Origin of the sequence: Brevibacillus massiliensis, from assembly GCF_000311785.1 — a bacterium.
GTDB lineage: Bacteria > Bacillota > Bacilli > Brevibacillales > Brevibacillaceae > Brevibacillus_C > Brevibacillus_C massiliensis.
The window spans coordinates 86396-102385 of the sequence record NZ_HE978536.1; the positions used below are offsets into that span (position 1 = coordinate 86396).

General features: G+C 55.9%; 13 protein-coding genes and 1 pseudogene. 5 read left to right on the forward strand and 9 right to left on the reverse strand.

Translation table 11 applies throughout. The features are described 5' to 3' along the window. Positions 1–72: 72 nt before the first annotated feature. On the forward strand, positions 73–2130 hold the full coding sequence (locus HGBM_RS04240) for a sigma-54 interaction domain-containing protein (protein ID WP_019119851.1): 2058 nt from the start codon (positions 73–75) through the stop codon (positions 2128–2130). A gap of 370 nt (positions 2131–2500) precedes the next feature. Continuing rightward, the gene (locus tag HGBM_RS30210) at positions 2501–2695 is read left to right on the forward strand and encodes a hypothetical protein (protein WP_147512800.1); all 195 of its coding nucleotides are present in this window, start codon (positions 2501–2503) and stop codon (positions 2693–2695) included. Between the two features lie 62 nt (positions 2696–2757). Here the strand turns inward: HGBM_RS30210 and cysC are convergent, their stop codons facing one another. Genes cysC through HGBM_RS04280 form a run of 5 tightly spaced genes read right to left on the reverse strand, consistent with a single transcriptional unit; the run spans position 2758 to position 7180 of the window. Next, positions 2758–3375, reverse strand: a complete 618-nt coding sequence (gene cysC, locus HGBM_RS04260) for an adenylyl-sulfate kinase (protein ID WP_019119855.1) — start codon at positions 3373–3375, stop codon at positions 2758–2760. A gap of 21 nt (positions 3376–3396) precedes the next feature. Further along, entirely contained in the window at positions 3397–4539 is a 1143-nt protein-coding gene (sat, locus tag HGBM_RS04265) for a sulfate adenylyltransferase (protein ID WP_019119856.1), read from the reverse strand. Between the two features lie 18 nt (positions 4540–4557). Beyond that, a complete protein-coding gene (locus tag HGBM_RS04270; RefSeq protein ID WP_019119857.1) occupies positions 4558–5283 on the reverse strand; it encodes a phosphoadenylyl-sulfate reductase in 726 nt (241 codons plus the stop codon). Positions 5284–5301: 18 nt separating this feature from the next. Beyond that, positions 5302–5538, reverse strand: coding sequence for a DUF3906 family protein (locus HGBM_RS04275; RefSeq protein WP_019119858.1), 237 nt, complete (start codon positions 5536–5538; stop codon positions 5302–5304). 25 nt (positions 5539–5563) lie between these two features. Next, a complete protein-coding gene (locus tag HGBM_RS04280) occupies positions 5564–7180 on the reverse strand; it encodes a nitrite/sulfite reductase (protein WP_019119859.1) in 1617 nt (538 codons plus the stop codon). 240 nt (positions 7181–7420) lie between these two features. Here HGBM_RS04280 and HGBM_RS32215 point away from each other — a divergent pair, with 240 nt between their 5' ends. Beyond that, positions 7421–7678: a class I SAM-dependent methyltransferase gene (locus HGBM_RS32215; RefSeq protein ID WP_019119860.1), complete on the forward strand. Its 258-nt coding sequence runs from the start codon at positions 7421–7423 to the stop codon at positions 7676–7678. A 220-nt stretch (positions 7679–7898) separates the two neighbouring features. Here HGBM_RS32215 and HGBM_RS04290 read toward each other — a convergent pair whose 3' ends face one another. Further along, positions 7899–8843 (reverse strand): PhzF family phenazine biosynthesis protein, encoded by a 945-nt coding sequence (locus HGBM_RS04290; RefSeq protein ID WP_019119861.1) that lies wholly within the window; start codon positions 8841–8843, stop codon positions 7899–7901. Positions 8844–8958: 115 nt separating this feature from the next. On the opposite strand from HGBM_RS04290, the gene HGBM_RS04295 reads away from it, so the two are divergent. Both HGBM_RS04295 and HGBM_RS04300 read left to right on the forward strand, forming a co-directional pair. After that, complete coding sequence (locus HGBM_RS04295; protein WP_019119862.1) at positions 8959–9840, forward strand: LysR family transcriptional regulator; 882 nt, start codon at positions 8959–8961, stop codon at positions 9838–9840. A gap of 36 nt (positions 9841–9876) precedes the next feature. Beyond that, positions 9877–10797, forward strand: a complete 921-nt coding sequence (locus HGBM_RS04300; RefSeq protein ID WP_019119863.1) for an aldo/keto reductase — start codon at positions 9877–9879, stop codon at positions 10795–10797. A 306-nt stretch (positions 10798–11103) separates the two neighbouring features. Here the strand turns inward: HGBM_RS04300 and HGBM_RS04305 are convergent, their stop codons facing one another. The 3 genes and pseudogenes from HGBM_RS04305 to HGBM_RS26580 all read right to left on the reverse strand — a co-directional run bounded on the left by HGBM_RS04305 (position 11104) and on the right by HGBM_RS26580 (position 15897). Next, positions 11104–12576, reverse strand: a complete 1473-nt coding sequence (locus tag HGBM_RS04305) for a rhamnulokinase (RefSeq protein ID WP_019119864.1) — start codon at positions 12574–12576, stop codon at positions 11104–11106. Further along, positions 12573–13793, reverse strand: a complete 1221-nt coding sequence (gene rhaI / locus HGBM_RS04310; protein ID WP_019119865.1) for an L-rhamnose isomerase — start codon at positions 13791–13793, stop codon at positions 12573–12575. Before rhaI ends, HGBM_RS04305 begins: the two co-directional genes overlap by 4 nt. Positions 13794–13826: 33 nt before the next feature. After that, positions 13827–15897 (reverse strand): annotated as a pseudogene (locus HGBM_RS26580) (bifunctional aldolase/short-chain dehydrogenase). Positions 15898–15990: the final 93 nt, after the last annotated feature.

Sequence of the window (15990 nt, forward strand, 5' to 3'; positions counted from 1 at the left end):
GTTATAATCGTGTAAAAAAGACCACGCAAAAACAACCATTAAAAACCATAAAAAGAAAGGACATTTTCCCACATGCCTGTAAAAGAGATTATCCTCCTCACCGGGACGAAGGAAACGAGAAAAACCCTGGTCAAACAGCTGGAAGAAGTGATCGGAGATTTTGTCCGCATTCATCACGAATCGCTTGAGGAGAACATTTCCGGTGTCTTTTCAAACAAATTGATCATCCTGTCCTCACCCGAGATCACGGAGGAGACTGCTCCCTACATCGGCGTGGGCTGCAAAGTGCTGGTAGCCAAGCGCACCGTGAATTTTGAACATATCGACAAGCTGCTGTTTCTTGCGTCCAAAACCAAAGCACTCTACGTCAACGACGGTCCTGACACCGTCTACGAATCGGTCGAAACGCTGCTGCAGCTGGGCATTAATCACATCGAGTACATCCCCTGTTACCCGGGGAAGAAAAACATCCCCGAGGTGGAGTTCGCGATAACGCCGGGAGAGGTGGATTTGGTTCCTCCCTTTGTCAAAGAAGTGGTGAACATCGGCCCGCGATTGATCGATATCACGACGGTCATGACGATCCTGCAGGAGCTTGACCTGCTGAAACAAAAGGGGGATATCGTCTCGGACAAGTACATCCGCAAGATCATCGACCTGAGCAAGAAATTGTCGATCACCAGCCGCCAATCCGACCAGCTAAACAGGCATTTGAAGCACGTGCTTGACGGGGTGAACGACGGGATTCTGGCCGTCAACAGCAAGGCGATGATCACGGTATGCAACGAGAACCTGACGAACATGCTGGGCCTCTCCTCGGGAAAAACCGTCGGCCGAAACCTGCAGGACGTTTTGCGGAATGCCGAGTTGGCATCGTTCATTTTGACCGACTCGGAGGAAGAGACCGGGTGGTTTTCGCTTCACTCCGGAGATGTGCTCGTCCATCGCTTCCACCTCAAGACAGAGGATACCATCGTCGCTACCTTTCAGAATGCGCATGAAACGATCGAGTTGGAAAAATCCTATCGCCGCGAGCTGTTGAAAAAGGGATACATCGCCAAATTTACCTTTCAGGATATCAAGGGCGTCAGCAGCAGCATCGAAAAAACCAAGGAAATCGCCAGGAAGATCGCCAAAACCAATCTGACCGTGCTGATCGAAGGGGAAAGCGGAACGGGAAAGGAATTGTACGCGAGCGCGATTCACAACGCTTCCCTGCGGCAGGAAGGGCCGTTTCTCGCCGTAAACTTCAGCGCTCTGCCGGAAGATCTGGTCGAGAGCGAACTGTTCGGATACGAAGAAGGGGCTTTTACCGGGGCGAAAAAAGGCGGAAAAATCGGGCTATTTGAACAGGCCAGCGGCGGGACGATCTTTCTTGACGAAATCGGCGATATCAGCTTGAAGCTGCAGGCCAGGCTGCTGCGGGTGCTGCAGGAAAAAGAGATCATGCGGGTCGGCGGCAACAAGATCATCCCCGTAGACGTACGGGTGATCGCAGCCACCAACAAGGATCTGCTGAAAATGATCGAGGCGGGCACTTTTCGCGAAGACCTGTACCATCGCCTGAAAATCCTCTACATCCGCCTGCCGGAGCTGAGAACCCGCAAAGAGGACATCCATCCGCTCATTCGCCACTTTATGTTTCAGAGCGGCCGCAGCCAGATCGAGATCAAGCCGGATGTCCTGGAACAGCTCATGTGCTATCAGTGGTACGGCAATGTGCGGGAATTGAAAAACACCATCGACTACATGCTTGCAGTCTGCGACGGCAACGTCATCACCATCGACGATATCCCCAACGAGAGCTTCTTTCAGCGCAAATCGCGGGAAAACAGGGAAGTGCAGCCAATTGCCGAGGAGCTTCCCGCCGATCGCGAGGAAGCACTGTTTATCCTGGAGGCTGCTTTTCACGCAAACGATGCAGGGCAGCCCATCGGCAGAAAAAAGCTGGCAGAGAAAAGTGCACATTGGCGAAGGCCTCTCAGCGAGCAGCAGATTCGCAAGCGCTTGGCTCTTCTTGAGGAGAGCGGGTATATTGCCACCAGCAGGGGCCGCACCGGGATCAAACTGACCCGGCTGGGGGTTGATTACCTGTTGGCAAATCGGCCCGATTTGATCGGGAAGCTGTGAATGTCCATGACAAGGGGGAAAACAATGAAAAACGCTCCTAACAGGCTGTTATACTTAGGCTATGGCTTGGTCATTTTTCTTGGCCTGTTCATATTAATCGGTTTGATCAATTTTGTGATCACTTCCTTCAGATAGTCAGCCACAGTCAGCCTCGTCTTTTTGAATCGAATCTCATTTCATTGGCCGCAAATCATTTGCTGAAATGGAGCAAACAACCGTGAATGCCTCATTCGGACAGTAGATTGAAGAGAGCATCTGCGCGGTCAGATGCTCCGCCTGTACGGCAGGGGCCGGGTCATACTGCCGGCGCCGCCTGAACGGGACGAATGGATCAAACACTTCGATCCGCTTTCGGTCGCGCGGCAGAATCTTGGCGGACATCCATGAAGTCAAGACTTCATGCGAAATGAGCGTGCCGTTCTTTTCTTATACGGTGGAGCGGGACGCCCTGCACAAGTGGGCCGACGCCATGGGCGAGCAAGGTCTTGAAGCCTATCATTACAAGAAAAACCGGATCAGCATGGACGGAATCGTGACTCCCATCGGTCAAAAATGGAAAGACTAGCAGTAAATTACAAAATTTCAGTCCAAAACCCAGCCTGCGGGTTTTGGACTGTTTTCTCTGCGCTAGTCCTGTTCGGGAATCACGCCTCGCTGTGTCAAATACGCCAGGATAAGGCGAACCGACTCTTCAACGGACATCGCTCCGCTTTCGATTACCAGCTCTGGGGCTGCCGGCTCCTCGTACGGTGAGGTGATGCCGGTGAATTCGCCGATCTCCCCGCTCCTCGCCTTCTTGTACAGCCCTTTGGGATCGCGCCGCTCGCACTCCTCTAGCGGGCAGCGGACGTAAATCTCTACAAACTCGCCTGGTTCGAGCAAGCCGCGGGCAAGCTCGCGGTCTTCGCGATAAGGCGAAATGAATGCCGTCAGCGTAATGACGCCGGCGTCGACAAACAGTTTGGCCACCTCGGCGATCCGCCTGATGTTTTCTTTGCGGTCTTCCGGGGTAAAGCCAAGCCCGCGGTTTAACCCCTGCCGGATGTTGTCGCCGTCCAGCACATAGCTGTGCAGGCCGCGTTCGTGCAGCTGCTGTTCGACGGCGTTGGCCAGGGTGGATTTTCCCGCACCCGAGAGCCCGGTAAACCACAAGACGCAGCTCTTGTGGCCGTAAAGCCGCTGCCGGTCATGCTTGGTGACGGCGGCGGGATGCCAGACGAGATGAGGTACGGTTTTACTGGTCATCTGATTCTCTCCTCTCCGCTGTCATCGGGGCAAGGCTTGCAGCCCGGCAATCAGTACCTGGGCTACCTCCGGTCGGCTGAATTCCGGCGGGGGCGCTTCCCCTCTTGACAGCATCTCCCTTACTTTTGTCCCGGACAGGGCGACGTGGTGCGCTGTGTCATGCGGACAGGTCTTGCTCGAGGCCATGTTTCCACAGCTCCGGCAGTAGAAACTGTTCTCAAAGAACAGCGGCGTAATTCCCAGTTCGTCAGGACTGAAGCGGCGGAAGATGTGCTGAGCATCGTACGTGCCGTAGTAGCTGCCCACACCGGCGTGGTCGCGGCCGACGATAAAGTGGGTGCAGCCGTAGTTTTTTCGCACCAAGGCGTGGAAGATCGCTTCCCGGGGACCGGCGTAGCGCATGGCGGCGGGAAAAACGGCAAGCTGTACGCGGCTGGCCGGGTAGTAGTGGCGCAGCAGAACCTGATAGCTCTCCATGCGGACGGCGGCCGGGATATCGTCCGCTTTGGTCTCACCGACGAGCGGATTGAGAAAGAGTCCGTCGACGATTTCCAATGCCGCCTTTTGAATGTACTCGTGGGCGCGGTGTACCGGATTGCGCGTCTGAAAGCCGACCACCGTCTTCCAGCCCCGCTCGGAAAACAGCCGCCTGGTCTCGGCCGGATCGAAATAGTGCGAAGCAAACGCTCCCTTGTCCGGCCGCTTCAGCAGGGTAACCGGTCCGCCAAGGTATACACCGGGGCGTTCCAGCAGCTTTTTTACTCCCGGGTGATTGATGTCGTCCGTACCATATACCTGCCGGGCTTCACGCGACTTGTCCGGCCGATAGATATCGGTGATCTGCAGCAGACCGTACACCTTCCCTTGATGCGACAGCCTGACCTGATCCCCTATGGCTAGTTCGGCGGCAGCTTCTTCCGACACCGGCAGGGTAATCGGAAGGCTCCACACCTGCCCGCCGGCAAGCCGCATCTGCTCCACGACCGAGTCGTAATCGGCCCGGTCCATAAAACCGCTGATCGGGCTGTACGCTCCGATGGCGATCAACTCCAAGTCAGAGAGCGCGAACGCATCCAGCTCCACTTGCCGCGATGCCCGTGACAGATCGGCAGATGGATCGAAGCGGTTGATCAATGTACCGCCGTGTGGTTGGCTTGTGCTCATCGAGATTCGTCCTTTCTACTATTTCGTTGACGCGGGCGGCAGATGCAGGCCGCATTCCGTTTTGCCGCTGAACGCCCACCGTCCGGCCCTCGCGTCCTCTCCTGTCTGAACCGCTCGGGTGCAGGGCTGGCAACCGATGCTGGGATAGCCACGGTCGTGCAGGGGATTGTAGGGCAGCCCGAAAGCGTGCAGGTAATCCCAGATCTCCTGCCACGTCCAGTGGATCAGCGGACAGATTTTCAACGAGCGGAACTTCTCGTCCCGGTTGACGAACTGTACATCGGCACGCGTCGGCGACTGCTCCCGCCGCAGACCGGACATCCAGGCCCGAGCGCCTTCCAGCACGCCGGCCAAAGGGTTCACTTTGCGCAGCTGGCAGCAAAGGTCGGGCTGGCGCTGCCACAGCTGCTCCCCGTACGCGGCTGCTTGATCGGCCAGCGTCAGCTCTGGCTGAATCATGGTGATGCGCAGGGCGGGGTACCGTTCGCGTACACGCTTGATCAGTTCGTAGGTTTCGGCAAAGTGGAGATGCGTGTCCAGAAAAAACACTCGCGCATCCGATTTCACCTGACTGATGTGGTCCAATAACACGATCCCTTCTGCTCCAAAGCTGCAGGCGTAGACCAGCTCATCGCCAAATGCGGCGTATGCCCACTTGATCACGCCCAGCGTGTCTTTGGCCGACAACTCTGCGTTGACAGCAGCGAGGTGTTCGTCCGTTGCCGATTCATAACGGATACTCATGTTCCCCCTCCTCGGCTGTTAAAATTGGGAAGTTTCAATCACATATCCGACTCCTTGCCGGCCCAGCGGTTTCTTTTCCACCAGACTGAGCTGTTTGATCGCCGCCGGAGCGACCGTGTGGCGCAGGATGTTGTTTTCCGCCGAACTGAATGCTCTTTCGTCGGATGACGCCACGACCACGACCGTCAGCAGCCGCTCCTGTTCCAACACAGCCTCCAGCTTGTACAGGTACGTCTCTGTTTGTTGTTCCCCCATGTTTTCCTCCCTCTGTATGCGTTCCTCAAGCTGTTTGCAGGATCGAATCCACCTGCCGCTGTATAGCCTCCAGGCCGACGCGCTCCACGTAGCGCCAGTACGGTTCGCCGGCCTGCCGCTCTTCTTTGTAGATCGCGATCAGCTGCGCCAGGAACGGTCCCAGTTCGTCAGCGGTGATCCGCGCTTTCAGCTTTTGATTGAACCGCGCCTCTTCCAGCGTGCCCCCGACGTAAATGTCAAAGGCGTCAACCATGCCGTTTGGCGTTTTGACTAAAGCCCCCTGCAAGCCAATATCGGCAATCTGCCGCTGTCCGCACGAATTGGGGCAGCCTACCATGTGAATCCGCAGCGGCGTGTCGAGCGCCACCGTCTGGTCGAGGTACTCCGCCAACGAGCGCATCCGCTCCTTTGTCTCGACGACAGCCAGATTGCAGTACTCGATCCCTGTGCAGGAGACGGCGTAGCCGACAAACGTCTGGGGAGCGAGTTTGAAGCGGGTTGCGATGAGCGGTTCGGCGCGGAAGGCCTCCAGCTTTTCCTCGGGAATATGGCGGATCAACACGTTTTGCGAGTTGCAGGTGCCGATTGTCCCGTCTCCGTACTCGTCCGCCAACCGGGCCAATTCGGACAGTTCGTCCGCATCCATCCGCCCTACGGGAACGGACAGGCCGGCGTAGTAGAAGCCTTTTTGCCGCTGTTCGTGAAGGCCGTAAAAATATCCGGCATTCCACCCCTTAAGCAAGTCTTCCCCCCGCGTCTCCAGCGGGCCGGTCAGCTTCACCAGCTCCTCGCGAAACTTCTCCGCGCCCCAATCGGCGACGAGGAACTTCAGGCGGGCGTGTGTCCGTTTTTGCCGGTAGCCAAAATCGCGGAACAACGTGGTTACGCCAGCCGCTACCTTTACCACCTCTTCCGGGCGGCAGAAGACGTCCAGCTGCTGTGCCAGATACGGTTTGGCTGACAGGCCTCCGCCGACCCAGACGTGAAAGCCGACCACTTCTTCTCCGCCGATCGTCTTCTTGGCCGGAGTAAAGGCCAGGTCGTTGATCTGGGCATGGGCCGCATTGTAGACATTGGCTGAGATCGACATCTTGTACTTGCGCGGCAGATTGGAAAAGTCCCGGTTCAGCAGGAAAAACTGCTCCAATTCCTTTATGATCGGGCGCGTATCCAGCACTTCATGCGGGTCAATCCCGGCCAGCGGATTGCCCACGATGGTCCGCGGACAGTCCCCGCAAGCCTCAAACGAGGACAGCCCCACTTCCGACAGCCGCGAAAAGATGTCGGCCAATGATTCTACCGTCAGCCAGTGAAACTGCACCGCTTGCCGCGTCGTCACATCCACCAGATCGCGGCCGTAGTCTTTAGCGATCCCCGCCAGCGTCCGCGCCTGCCGGCTGGTCAGGATGCCGCCGGGAATGCGGACGCGCATCATGAAGTGGCCGTCTTTCGGGCGCTGCTGGTAGATGCCCGCCCATTTAAACCGGTCGAAATCGGATGGCTCAATCGAGGCATACCCTTCTTTCGAGTAGGTATTGACAATCGTCTCGATCACGTCCAACCCGTCTTTTTCCAGCTTGGTCAACTCCATTTTGTTCAGATTGGGATCATCTGCCCACTTCCATTTTTTTTGCTCGGCCATGGGTAAACACGCTCCTTTGTAACGAAAATTTCGTACCTCAGTTCACAGATTGAGACGCCTGCGGGATGGTTATAAACAATAATTCCTATATGTTTAGTATGAATTATAGTCAGGTTATTTTTCTCTGTCAATGAGAAAAAATTCCGAAAATACTAAGGCCAGACTTTATGGTTCAGCAGGAATGAAACCTGTCGGCAGCAAATATAAGTTCTTGTCTGATCAAATGAAAGGGTGAGCAGGATGAATCCCGCACAGGAACATCAATTTCTGCAGGTAAATAAACAGACCTGGAATCAAGAGGCACATCGTTTCTTCGGCAGAACGCCGCTCCCTGATTACGGTCCGTTTGCACCTGGTGAAGAAGAACTTCGGCTGCTGGGTGATGTAGAGAACAAGAAAGTCTTGGACATCGGCTGCGGCAGCGGCCATTCGCTGCAGTACATGGCTTCACGAACGAAAAATGGCCCGCACCGGCCGTTATGCATCAGTACAAACTGAGTACATACGTAAATGAGCTGATAGGTGCGGGCTTTCAGATAGAAAAAGTGATCGAAGAAGTCTCTCTCTCCGGTGATTCGAGTGAAAACTAGGCAAACGCATGGTATTTTGCGGAGAAAGCAAAGCTCGTTCCTGCTACGTTGATTATGAAAAGCAGCAAGCCTGGTGAGAACTTTTGATCCGAACAAATTTCCCGGTTCTGCAGCGGAATCAAGACGTTTCAAGCCGGGAAAGCTTGATGCGGTTCATCCAGATAAAGTTCCCCGGAACCGATGATGACGCAACTCCCCCCGATCTTTACTTCCTTGTATGCGTCCCCTTCCTTGACGATCGTGATATCAATATAACTGGGTCTTCCCATTTCAATTCCCTGTTCGCTTCTCATGAGATGCACCCCGTTATCAATCGGCTGTATAACAGCATGCTCGACTAAATATGCCCCTAACGGACCGCTTGCTGCCCCGGTTGCCGGATCTTCCGGAATCCCCATTGCAGGCGCAAACATCCTGCTGTGAACGGTAGATTGGGCCTCTTCGGTTTCCCTCGTAAACGTAAAAATATGTTTTGTATCTGGATTGCCGCTAAAATACTTCTCCCAAATATCCATACGGAATTGTATGTTTTGAATGGCCGCAAGTGAGCGGACTGGGATAAACAAAAACGGCACTCCAGAGGACACTGTCTGAATCGGAAGGGCAGGATCCAGGTCTTCGGCGGATAGAGACAGCAAGTTCGCTGCGAGCTCAGTCTCCCTGTACTTCTCGCCGAAAACAGGAAGCGGCTGTTTCATTTCCACTTTGGAGATTTGAGCATGTTCCTTATAAACGGTTACAGGGATATCCCCTACCCCCTCCTCTATGATCCATTCGTTCGCACCTTCTTTCGTTCCCAAAAAGCCTTTTTCGGCCAAAACGTATGCTGCCCCGATGGTGGGATGTCCGGCCATCGGCAGTTCAACCTTTGGCGTGAAGATTCGAAAACGCTTTGTCTTTTTCGGATCAATTGCCGGTCGGATAAAGACTGTTTCCGAAAGGTTTAGTTCCCTGGCTATTTTTTGCATGGTCTCTGTTTCCAAAGCTGCATCTTCTTGAAAAACGGCCAGTTGATTGCCGCCAAAGGGCGCGGCGGTAAATACGTCGACCAACGTGTAATGCAAGGTTTTCATACAGATCCTCCCTGCTTTTTTCTTTCATCATATTCCGGTTCTTTACATTAATCAAATGAATGTTCATAATTATTACCATGAAAATAATTCATAATTGGAGTTGGTGGCTATCACATTGCTGCAATATGAGATTTTTCGGGCGGTTGTCGATTCGGGAAGCTTTACGAAAGCCGGAGACAAGCTAGGCCTGTCCCAATCTGCTGTCAGCCATGCCATCAAAGGTCTGGAAGCCGAACTGAACCTGACGCTTTTACATAGGGGGCGTTCTGGCATTTCACTCACTTCCGAAGGTGAAGTCATGATTGATTATGCAAGGCAAATACTGAATCTGGCAGAAGAAATGAAACAAGAGGCCGGCCGTTTGAATGGTTTGGAAGTCGGTACACTGCGAATTGGGACATTTCCCAGTGTTTCAGCGTACTTGCTGCCTTCCGTCTTGGAAAAGTTTCACGCTGCGTACCCTGGGATCCATGTTGAATTCCATGAAGGTGGTTACATGGAACTCAAGCAAATGGTATCATCAAATATCATCGACATTGGTTTTCTGACTTCAGACGATGCCGGGAACCTCGACTTCATCCCGTTGTTTGAGGATTATTTGCAAGTGATCCTGCCGGGAAACCACCCCTTGCGAACGAAAAAACAGATTAGTGTTCGGGACATCGCATCCTACCCGTTCATTATGCCAAAAGGCGGATGTGACGATTTGATCAAGCAGCTGTTTGCAAGACATCATCTGAAGCCAAAGGTTTATTGTGAAATTGCAGACAATCAGGCGATAATCGCAATGGTGCAAAAAAACCTGGGCATCAGCATCATTCCGGAATTAGTGGCGCATGGACATCACGATGGTCTAAGCAGAGCGCGGTTAAAGGAAGAGTGTTTTCGCACGGTAGGATTGGCTCTTCCGGCACATAAGCAGGTTTCTCCTGCCGTTTCCGCCTTTATCACCTTGACCAAATCCGTGGTCGGCGACCATAAATCAAGATGGTCGTGAATAGAGTAACCCAAAAAAAGAACGGAGGAATCTTGCATGAAATATCGCAGATTAGGCAAAACGGAAATGAAAGTTTCGGTGATCGGACTGGGCACCTGGCAATTTGGCGGCGAATGGGGCATGGATTTTTCCCAGGAGGAGGCAGACCGGGTCTTGCACCGGGCAAAGGAACTGGGAATCAACCTGATCGATACGGCGGAATGCTACGGGGATCACCTGTCGGAGCAGTTGATCGGGAACTTCCTCAAAAAAGACCGCCGGGAAGACTGGGTCGTCGCCACCAAATTCGGCCACCAGTTTCACGACAAATTTAAACGGACTGACAAGTACGGGGCACAGGACGTGCAAAAGCAGCTGGAAGACTCGCTGCGCGCGCTGCAAACGGATTACATCGACCTGTATCAATTCCATTCCGGCCCGGATCAGGCATTTGACAACGACGACCTCTGGACCTATCTCGACAAGCAGGTGCAGGCAGGCAAAATTCGCTACCTGGGCCTCTCTTTGAACAAGCAAGCCAGCATGCATCAGACCGGGTCGGCGTCAAAGGTGAAGGCCAGTACGATTCAAGTGGTGTACAACCGCCTGGATCGAAAACCGGAAGCGGAGGTATTCCCCTCCTGCCAAGAGCAGGATTTGGGCGTATTGGCCCGCGTGCCTTTGGCGAGCGGCTATCTGAGCGGCAAATACAAGCCAGGCTCCGTCTTTGCGGCAAATGATGTACGGCATAACCACGACCGGGAGCAGGTGGAACAGATGCTGAAGGAAGTGGAGCAGATCAAGCAAAACGAAGTGCCGCCGGGGATAGACATGGCGCAGTGGGCATTGGCCTGGTGCTTGCGGCATCCGGCAGTGACGACGGTCATCCCGGGTTGCAAAAATCCGGCGCAGGTGGAAGCAAACGCGAAGGCGGCTGCGTACGTGGAGGAAGATCATCCCCAGGCTTGGCGAGGATAGCCGTTGTTTATTATTGGAAACGAGCAGCGGGTAATACGCAGGGGGAAAAGCCCCCTGCTTTTTCTTTGGGGAACATTGGTCATGGAAACCGAAAAAAAATGGGCTCGCTCCGTTCGCGGCACGCCTACTGGGAAGCTGAACTGTCCGTCTCCACTGCAAAAAACGGCACGTCGACCAAAAATGACTGGAAGCAAATCAACGTAGAATTTGGTCGACAAGCGTGTGCCGTTTTTTCCGTTCCGACTGGGTGGGCGTCGCCAAGGCCTCTGCTCGCTCCATTTTTTTCTGTTTCTCGAAGCTTTTCTTTTAATGACACGCTGTCACCTGCCGAAACAATCCGTATGCTTCGTTCCACAGCGCCGCTTCCTGTGGTTCATAGCTCTTGATCGCCAGCGATTCGCTCAGGAGCGCTCTGGCCTCGCGGATGTCGCGGATTTGGCCGTGGGCGATCAGTTGGACGGCGAGGTTGCCCAGCGCGGTCGCTTCGGCGGGGCCGGCCCAGACTGGACGGCCGATGGCATTGGCGGTGCATTGGCACAACAAGGCGTTATTTACTCCGCCGCCGACCAGGTGCAGGCCGGAGAATCGCTTCCCGCTTAGCATCTCTGTGCGCTCCAGGACGAGGCGGTACTTCATCGCCAGACTCTCCAGCACACAGCGCAGGATCTCGCCCGCCGATTCGGGAACAGACTGCCCGGTGTCCCGGCAGTACTGCTGAATCTGCTTTGGCATATGAGCCGGATGCAAAAACATCGGATCGTCCGGTTCGATAAAGCGCTGAAACGGCTTGGCGCCATGAGCCAACGCGACCATCTCGTCGTAGCGCAGACGGGTCCCGCCGACCGCCCAGCAGCGCCGGCACTCTTCGAACAGCCACAGCCCCATGATGTTTTTAAGCAGCCGAAACGTCCGGTTGACGCCGCCTTCGTTGGTAAAATTCCACTCCAACGCCTGATCGTTGAGCACCGGCTGCGGCACTTCCGTCCCCAGCAGCGACCAGGTGCCGCAGCTCAAATAGGCAAAGTCCGGGGTGAGCGCGGGGATCGCCGCCACAGCCGAAGCGGTATCGTGCTCACCTACGGCGACCACGGGCAGCGACGGACACTCCAGCTCGGTACACAGGGAGGGCTGCAGCACGCCGACGACCTGCCCGGGCTCGACAGCATCAGCGAACATTTCTGCAGGCAGGCCCAAGCTTTGCAACATGTATTCGTCCCATGAACGGGTCAGCGGATTGTACAGTTGGGTCGTGGAAGCATTGGTCCATTCGCTCTTCTTTTCTCCCGTCAGGAAATACCGCAAGAGGTCGGGCATCATCAAAAAGCTCGCTGCCTGCTCGAGCAGCGGGGAGCCCGACTGCTTCAGCGCATACAGCCGATAGAGACTGTTGATCGGCATAAACTGGATTCCGGTCCGCGCAAAAATCTCCCGCTTTGGCAGGATGGCGCAGACCTCTTCCAGTTTGCCGTCGATCAGGCTGTCGCGGTAGTGGTAGGGATTGCCCAACAGCTCCCCGTGTGCGCCGATCAGGCCAAAATCGACTCCCCAGGTGTCGATGCCCACGCTGTGCAATTCTGAAAAGCCTGTCTGGCGGGCTTTTAGCAACCCCTGTTTCATTTCATGAAACAATCGCAGGACATCCCAGTACAGCCGCTCCCCTACCCGCACCGGGCTATTTTCAAATCGGTGAATCTCCCAAAACGCCAGCCTGTTGCCATCCACTCGCCCGGCAACCGCTCTGCCGCTGCTTGCGCCCAAGTCAAACGCGAGTACATTCACCAGCCCGCCCCACCTTTGCCGCGGCTAAGAATTTGATCGGCATAGCCGCTCTCCAAATACGCTTTCATCGGATCGGCGGGCAGCCCCATTTCCTCCCGCACGACGCGAAGCAAGGGACGGACGTCGCACTCGAACGCTTCCCGGACGATATTTTCTGCGGCGAGGACGTCCTGGGCCTCCTGGGCCCGCCCAAGCTCCTCCAGGTTGACCAGCAGCGCCTTGGCATACTGGGTCTGCACATTCAGAACGGAGCGGATCATCGCCGGAATCTTCGGTTCAATCGCGTAGCTCTGATCGATCATGTAGGCGATCCGCTCTGCCGTGCGCCGAACGCCGGGGTTTTCGTCGGCCGACGCGGCGATGATTTGGTGAAAGATCAGAAACAGCTCGTACGGATTGATCGCCCCGGCGATCAGGTCGTCATCTCCGTACTTTCGGCTGTTAAAGTGAAATCCGCCCAGTTTTTGTTCATCCAGGAGATAAGCGACGATGTGCTCCACATTCGTCCCCTGCGGATGATGGCCTGTGTCTACCAGCACCTGGGCCTGTTCCCCCAGCTTTACGGCCGCGTTGAACGCCATGCCCCAATCGGTCAGGTCGGTGTGGTAAAAGGCAGGTTCGTAAAATTTGTACTCGATCATCATGCGCATGTCGGGCGGCATCGCTTGGCAGGTCTCGGCCAATGCCTGCATCAGCCAGTGCTTACGCTTTCGCAAATCCGCCTGTCCGGGGTAATTGGTTCCATCGGCCAGCCAAATGCTGATGACCCCGGAGCCAACCGTTTTGGCGATCTCCACGCACTCCAGCAGATGCGCAAGCGCTTTTCTGCGAACGCGGGGGTCGACGCTGCAGACACTGCCGAAGATATAATCGTCTTCCTGAAACAGGTTGGGGTTGACCGCTCCGATCGCGATACCCAAATCCTCGGCGTGCTGTTTCAGCCTGGCGTAATCCTCCACCTTGTCCCAAGGGATGTGAATCGCCACTGACGGGCAGGCGCCTGTCACCCGATGCACTTCGGCGGCATCGGCCAGTTTTTCATAGGGGTCCCGGGGGACGCCCGGCTGCGCAAACACCTTGAATCTCGTGCCGGAATCAGCGTATCCCCAGGACGGCGTCTCCAGCTTGAGTGCTTTTATTTTGGCCTTTACCTGTTCAACATCGATTCCCCGATCCTGCTGTTGCTGTGCAAACAGCAGGTAGGCGCGGTCACTCATGAATTCTCCTCCCTTCCTCTGCCTGCTGGCGGCTCACCGGGTAAATGCCGCCGGGATCCCGCCGTCAACCGTAATCATGCAGCCGGTCGTCTTCTTTGCCCTGGACGAAGCCAAAAACGCGATCGCTTCGGCTATATCCTGCGGATAGACGTTCACTCCCAGCGTCGTCCGGTTGCGGTAGTGCTCTTCCAATTGATCCGGCGAAATGCCGTAAGCCGCCGCCCGTTCGTTGCGCCATTCGGAATTCCAGATCGCCGAGCCCTGCAGGACGGCGTCGGGCAGGACGACGTTGACGCGAATCCCGGCGGCTCCCCCCTCTGCTGCGATGCACCGGGCCAGATGAACCTCGGCCGCCTTGGCGGCGCTGTAGGCGGCCGCGTTTTTTCCCGCGTAAAGCGAATTTTTTTGAGCCGACAAAGACCATGCTTCCTCCGGTTTCCTGCTGTTTCATCACTTTGTAGGCCTCACGGGCAACGAGGAAGTACCCCGTCCCGAGCACGTTCATGTTCACTTCCCATTCGTCCAGCGTCGTCTCCTCAAACGGGCTGGACGTCGCCAATCCGGCGTTGTTGACCAGAATGTCGATGCCGCCGTATGTCAAGACCGCCTGGCGAATCGCCTCCTTGACCTCTTGTTCCCGGGTGACATCCAGCTTCAGCGCCAGCGCCCTGCCCTCCCCGTACGCCTGGTTGATTTCCCTGGAAACCTCCTCGGCACCTTCCAGGTTCAGGTCCGCGACGACCACATGAAGTCCCTCTGCTGCCAGCCGTTTGCAGGTGGCGCTGCCGATTCCGCCAGCCCCGCCGGTAACGAAGCCGACCTTGCGGGAAAACTCGGCCTCCGGCGGAGCCAGGCTCAACTTGTACAGCTCCAACGGCCAGTATTCTACGGCGTAAGCCTCTTGTTCGCTCAGGGAGACAAATTGTCCGATCGCAGAAGCCCCCCGCATGACGGCGATGGCGCGGTGGTACAATTGGCCGCTTACCTTGGCCATTTGGAGGGATTTCCCCGAATTGACCATCCCGATCCCGGGAATCAGCATGACCCGCGGTGCCGGGTCTCCCATCTTGTCCTGCTGGTCTCGGTTTCGCTCGAAGTAGCTCCGGTATTCCTGCTCAAAGCGGGCGATCCCCGCTCGCAAGGCTTGCTTGAGCAGACCGGCGTCCCGGCCTGCCGGGTCCCACTCCACGAACAAAGGAACGCGTTTGGTGTGCACCAGATGATCCGGGCAGGCCGCCCCTATCTGTGAGAGCCGCTGCGCATCACGGCTGTTGACAAACGCCAGCACCTCCTCGGAATCGTCACAGGTGAGCAGCATGTTTCGCTCTTTGCCCAAAATCCCGCGAATCACCGGCATCACCTCGGCGAGCAGTTCCCTGCGCTCTGCGGGCGGGAGGGCTTGATGGCTAGCGCCGCCAAACACTTCCGCCTCTTCCGTTCGGGAGTCAAGGTACTCCTCCGCCTCCCGGATGACCGCGATCGTCTTGGCGTAGCACGCTTCCGCTGTATCGCCCCAGGTGACCAAACCGTGCTTTTCCATCAGCACCAGTTCGGCAAGCGGGCTGTTTTCCACTGCTTTCGCGATCAGCTTGGACAGGGTGAAGCCGGGGCGGACATAGGGAACCCAGACAAAGCGCCGGCCGTATATCCTCTCGGCCACCTGCCGGCCGTTGTCGGCGCAGCACAGGCTGATAATCGCGTCAGGATGGGTATGGTCGACGTGGGCAAACGGCAAGAAGGCGTGCAGCAGCGTCTCGATGGACGGGCGCGGATGACGGCTGTCGATCATGCAGTGGCGCAAGTATTCCACCATCTCATCGTCAGACATCTCTTCGCGCTCGATCAGCGAGCGAATATCGTTCAGGCGCAAACCGGTAAACTGTTGTGCCTGCATGGTCGCCAAGTCCGATCCGCTTCCTTTCACCCACATGACCTCGATTTCACGGCCGCGAAAGTCGGTTTCCACGGTTTTCAATGAGGTATTGCCGCCGCCCCAATTGGCTACCGAACGGTCCGCGCCCAGCAGGTTGGAACGGTAGACCAATTCGTCCAAACCGCCGGATCTTCGCTTCGCTTCGGCTGGATCCCAGAGATTTTTGACCACCATATGCGCCTCCTGTCAAAATTTTTGGCAAAAAACGGATTCCTCTTGCGGCAAAAAGGAAGCAAGGTATCCCCTCAGGGGATGAACCCTGCT

Bases quoted from the DNA above. Each gene is read 5' to 3' on its own strand.
- cysC (WP_019119855.1), bottom strand. From the start codon at position 3,375: ATGACCAGTAAAACCGTACCTCATCTCGTCTGGCATCCCGCCGCCGTC.
- rhaI (WP_019119865.1), bottom strand. From the start codon at position 13,793: ATGAGTGACCGCGCCTACCTGCTGTTTGCACAGCAACAGCAGGATCGG.
- HGBM_RS04300 (WP_019119863.1), top strand. From the start codon at position 9,877: ATGAAATATCGCAGATTAGGCAAAACGGAAATGAAAGTTTCGGTGATC.
- HGBM_RS04270 (WP_019119857.1), bottom strand. From the start codon at position 5,283: ATGAGTATCCGTTATGAATCGGCAACGGACGAACACCTCGCTGCTGTC.
- HGBM_RS04280 (WP_019119859.1), bottom strand. From the start codon at position 7,180: ATGGCCGAGCAAAAAAAATGGAAGTGGGCAGATGATCCCAATCTGAAC.
- HGBM_RS04240 (WP_019119851.1), top strand. From the start codon at position 73: ATGCCTGTAAAAGAGATTATCCTCCTCACCGGGACGAAGGAAACGAGA.
- HGBM_RS04275 (WP_019119858.1), bottom strand. From the start codon at position 5,538: ATGGGGGAACAACAAACAGAGACGTACCTGTACAAGCTGGAGGCTGTG.
- sat (WP_019119856.1), bottom strand. From the start codon at position 4,539: ATGAGCACAAGCCAACCACACGGCGGTACATTGATCAACCGCTTCGAT.
- HGBM_RS32215 (WP_019119860.1), top strand. From the start codon at position 7,421: ATGAATCCCGCACAGGAACATCAATTTCTGCAGGTAAATAAACAGACC.
- HGBM_RS04290 (WP_019119861.1), bottom strand. From the start codon at position 8,843: ATGAAAACCTTGCATTACACGTTGGTCGACGTATTTACCGCCGCGCCC.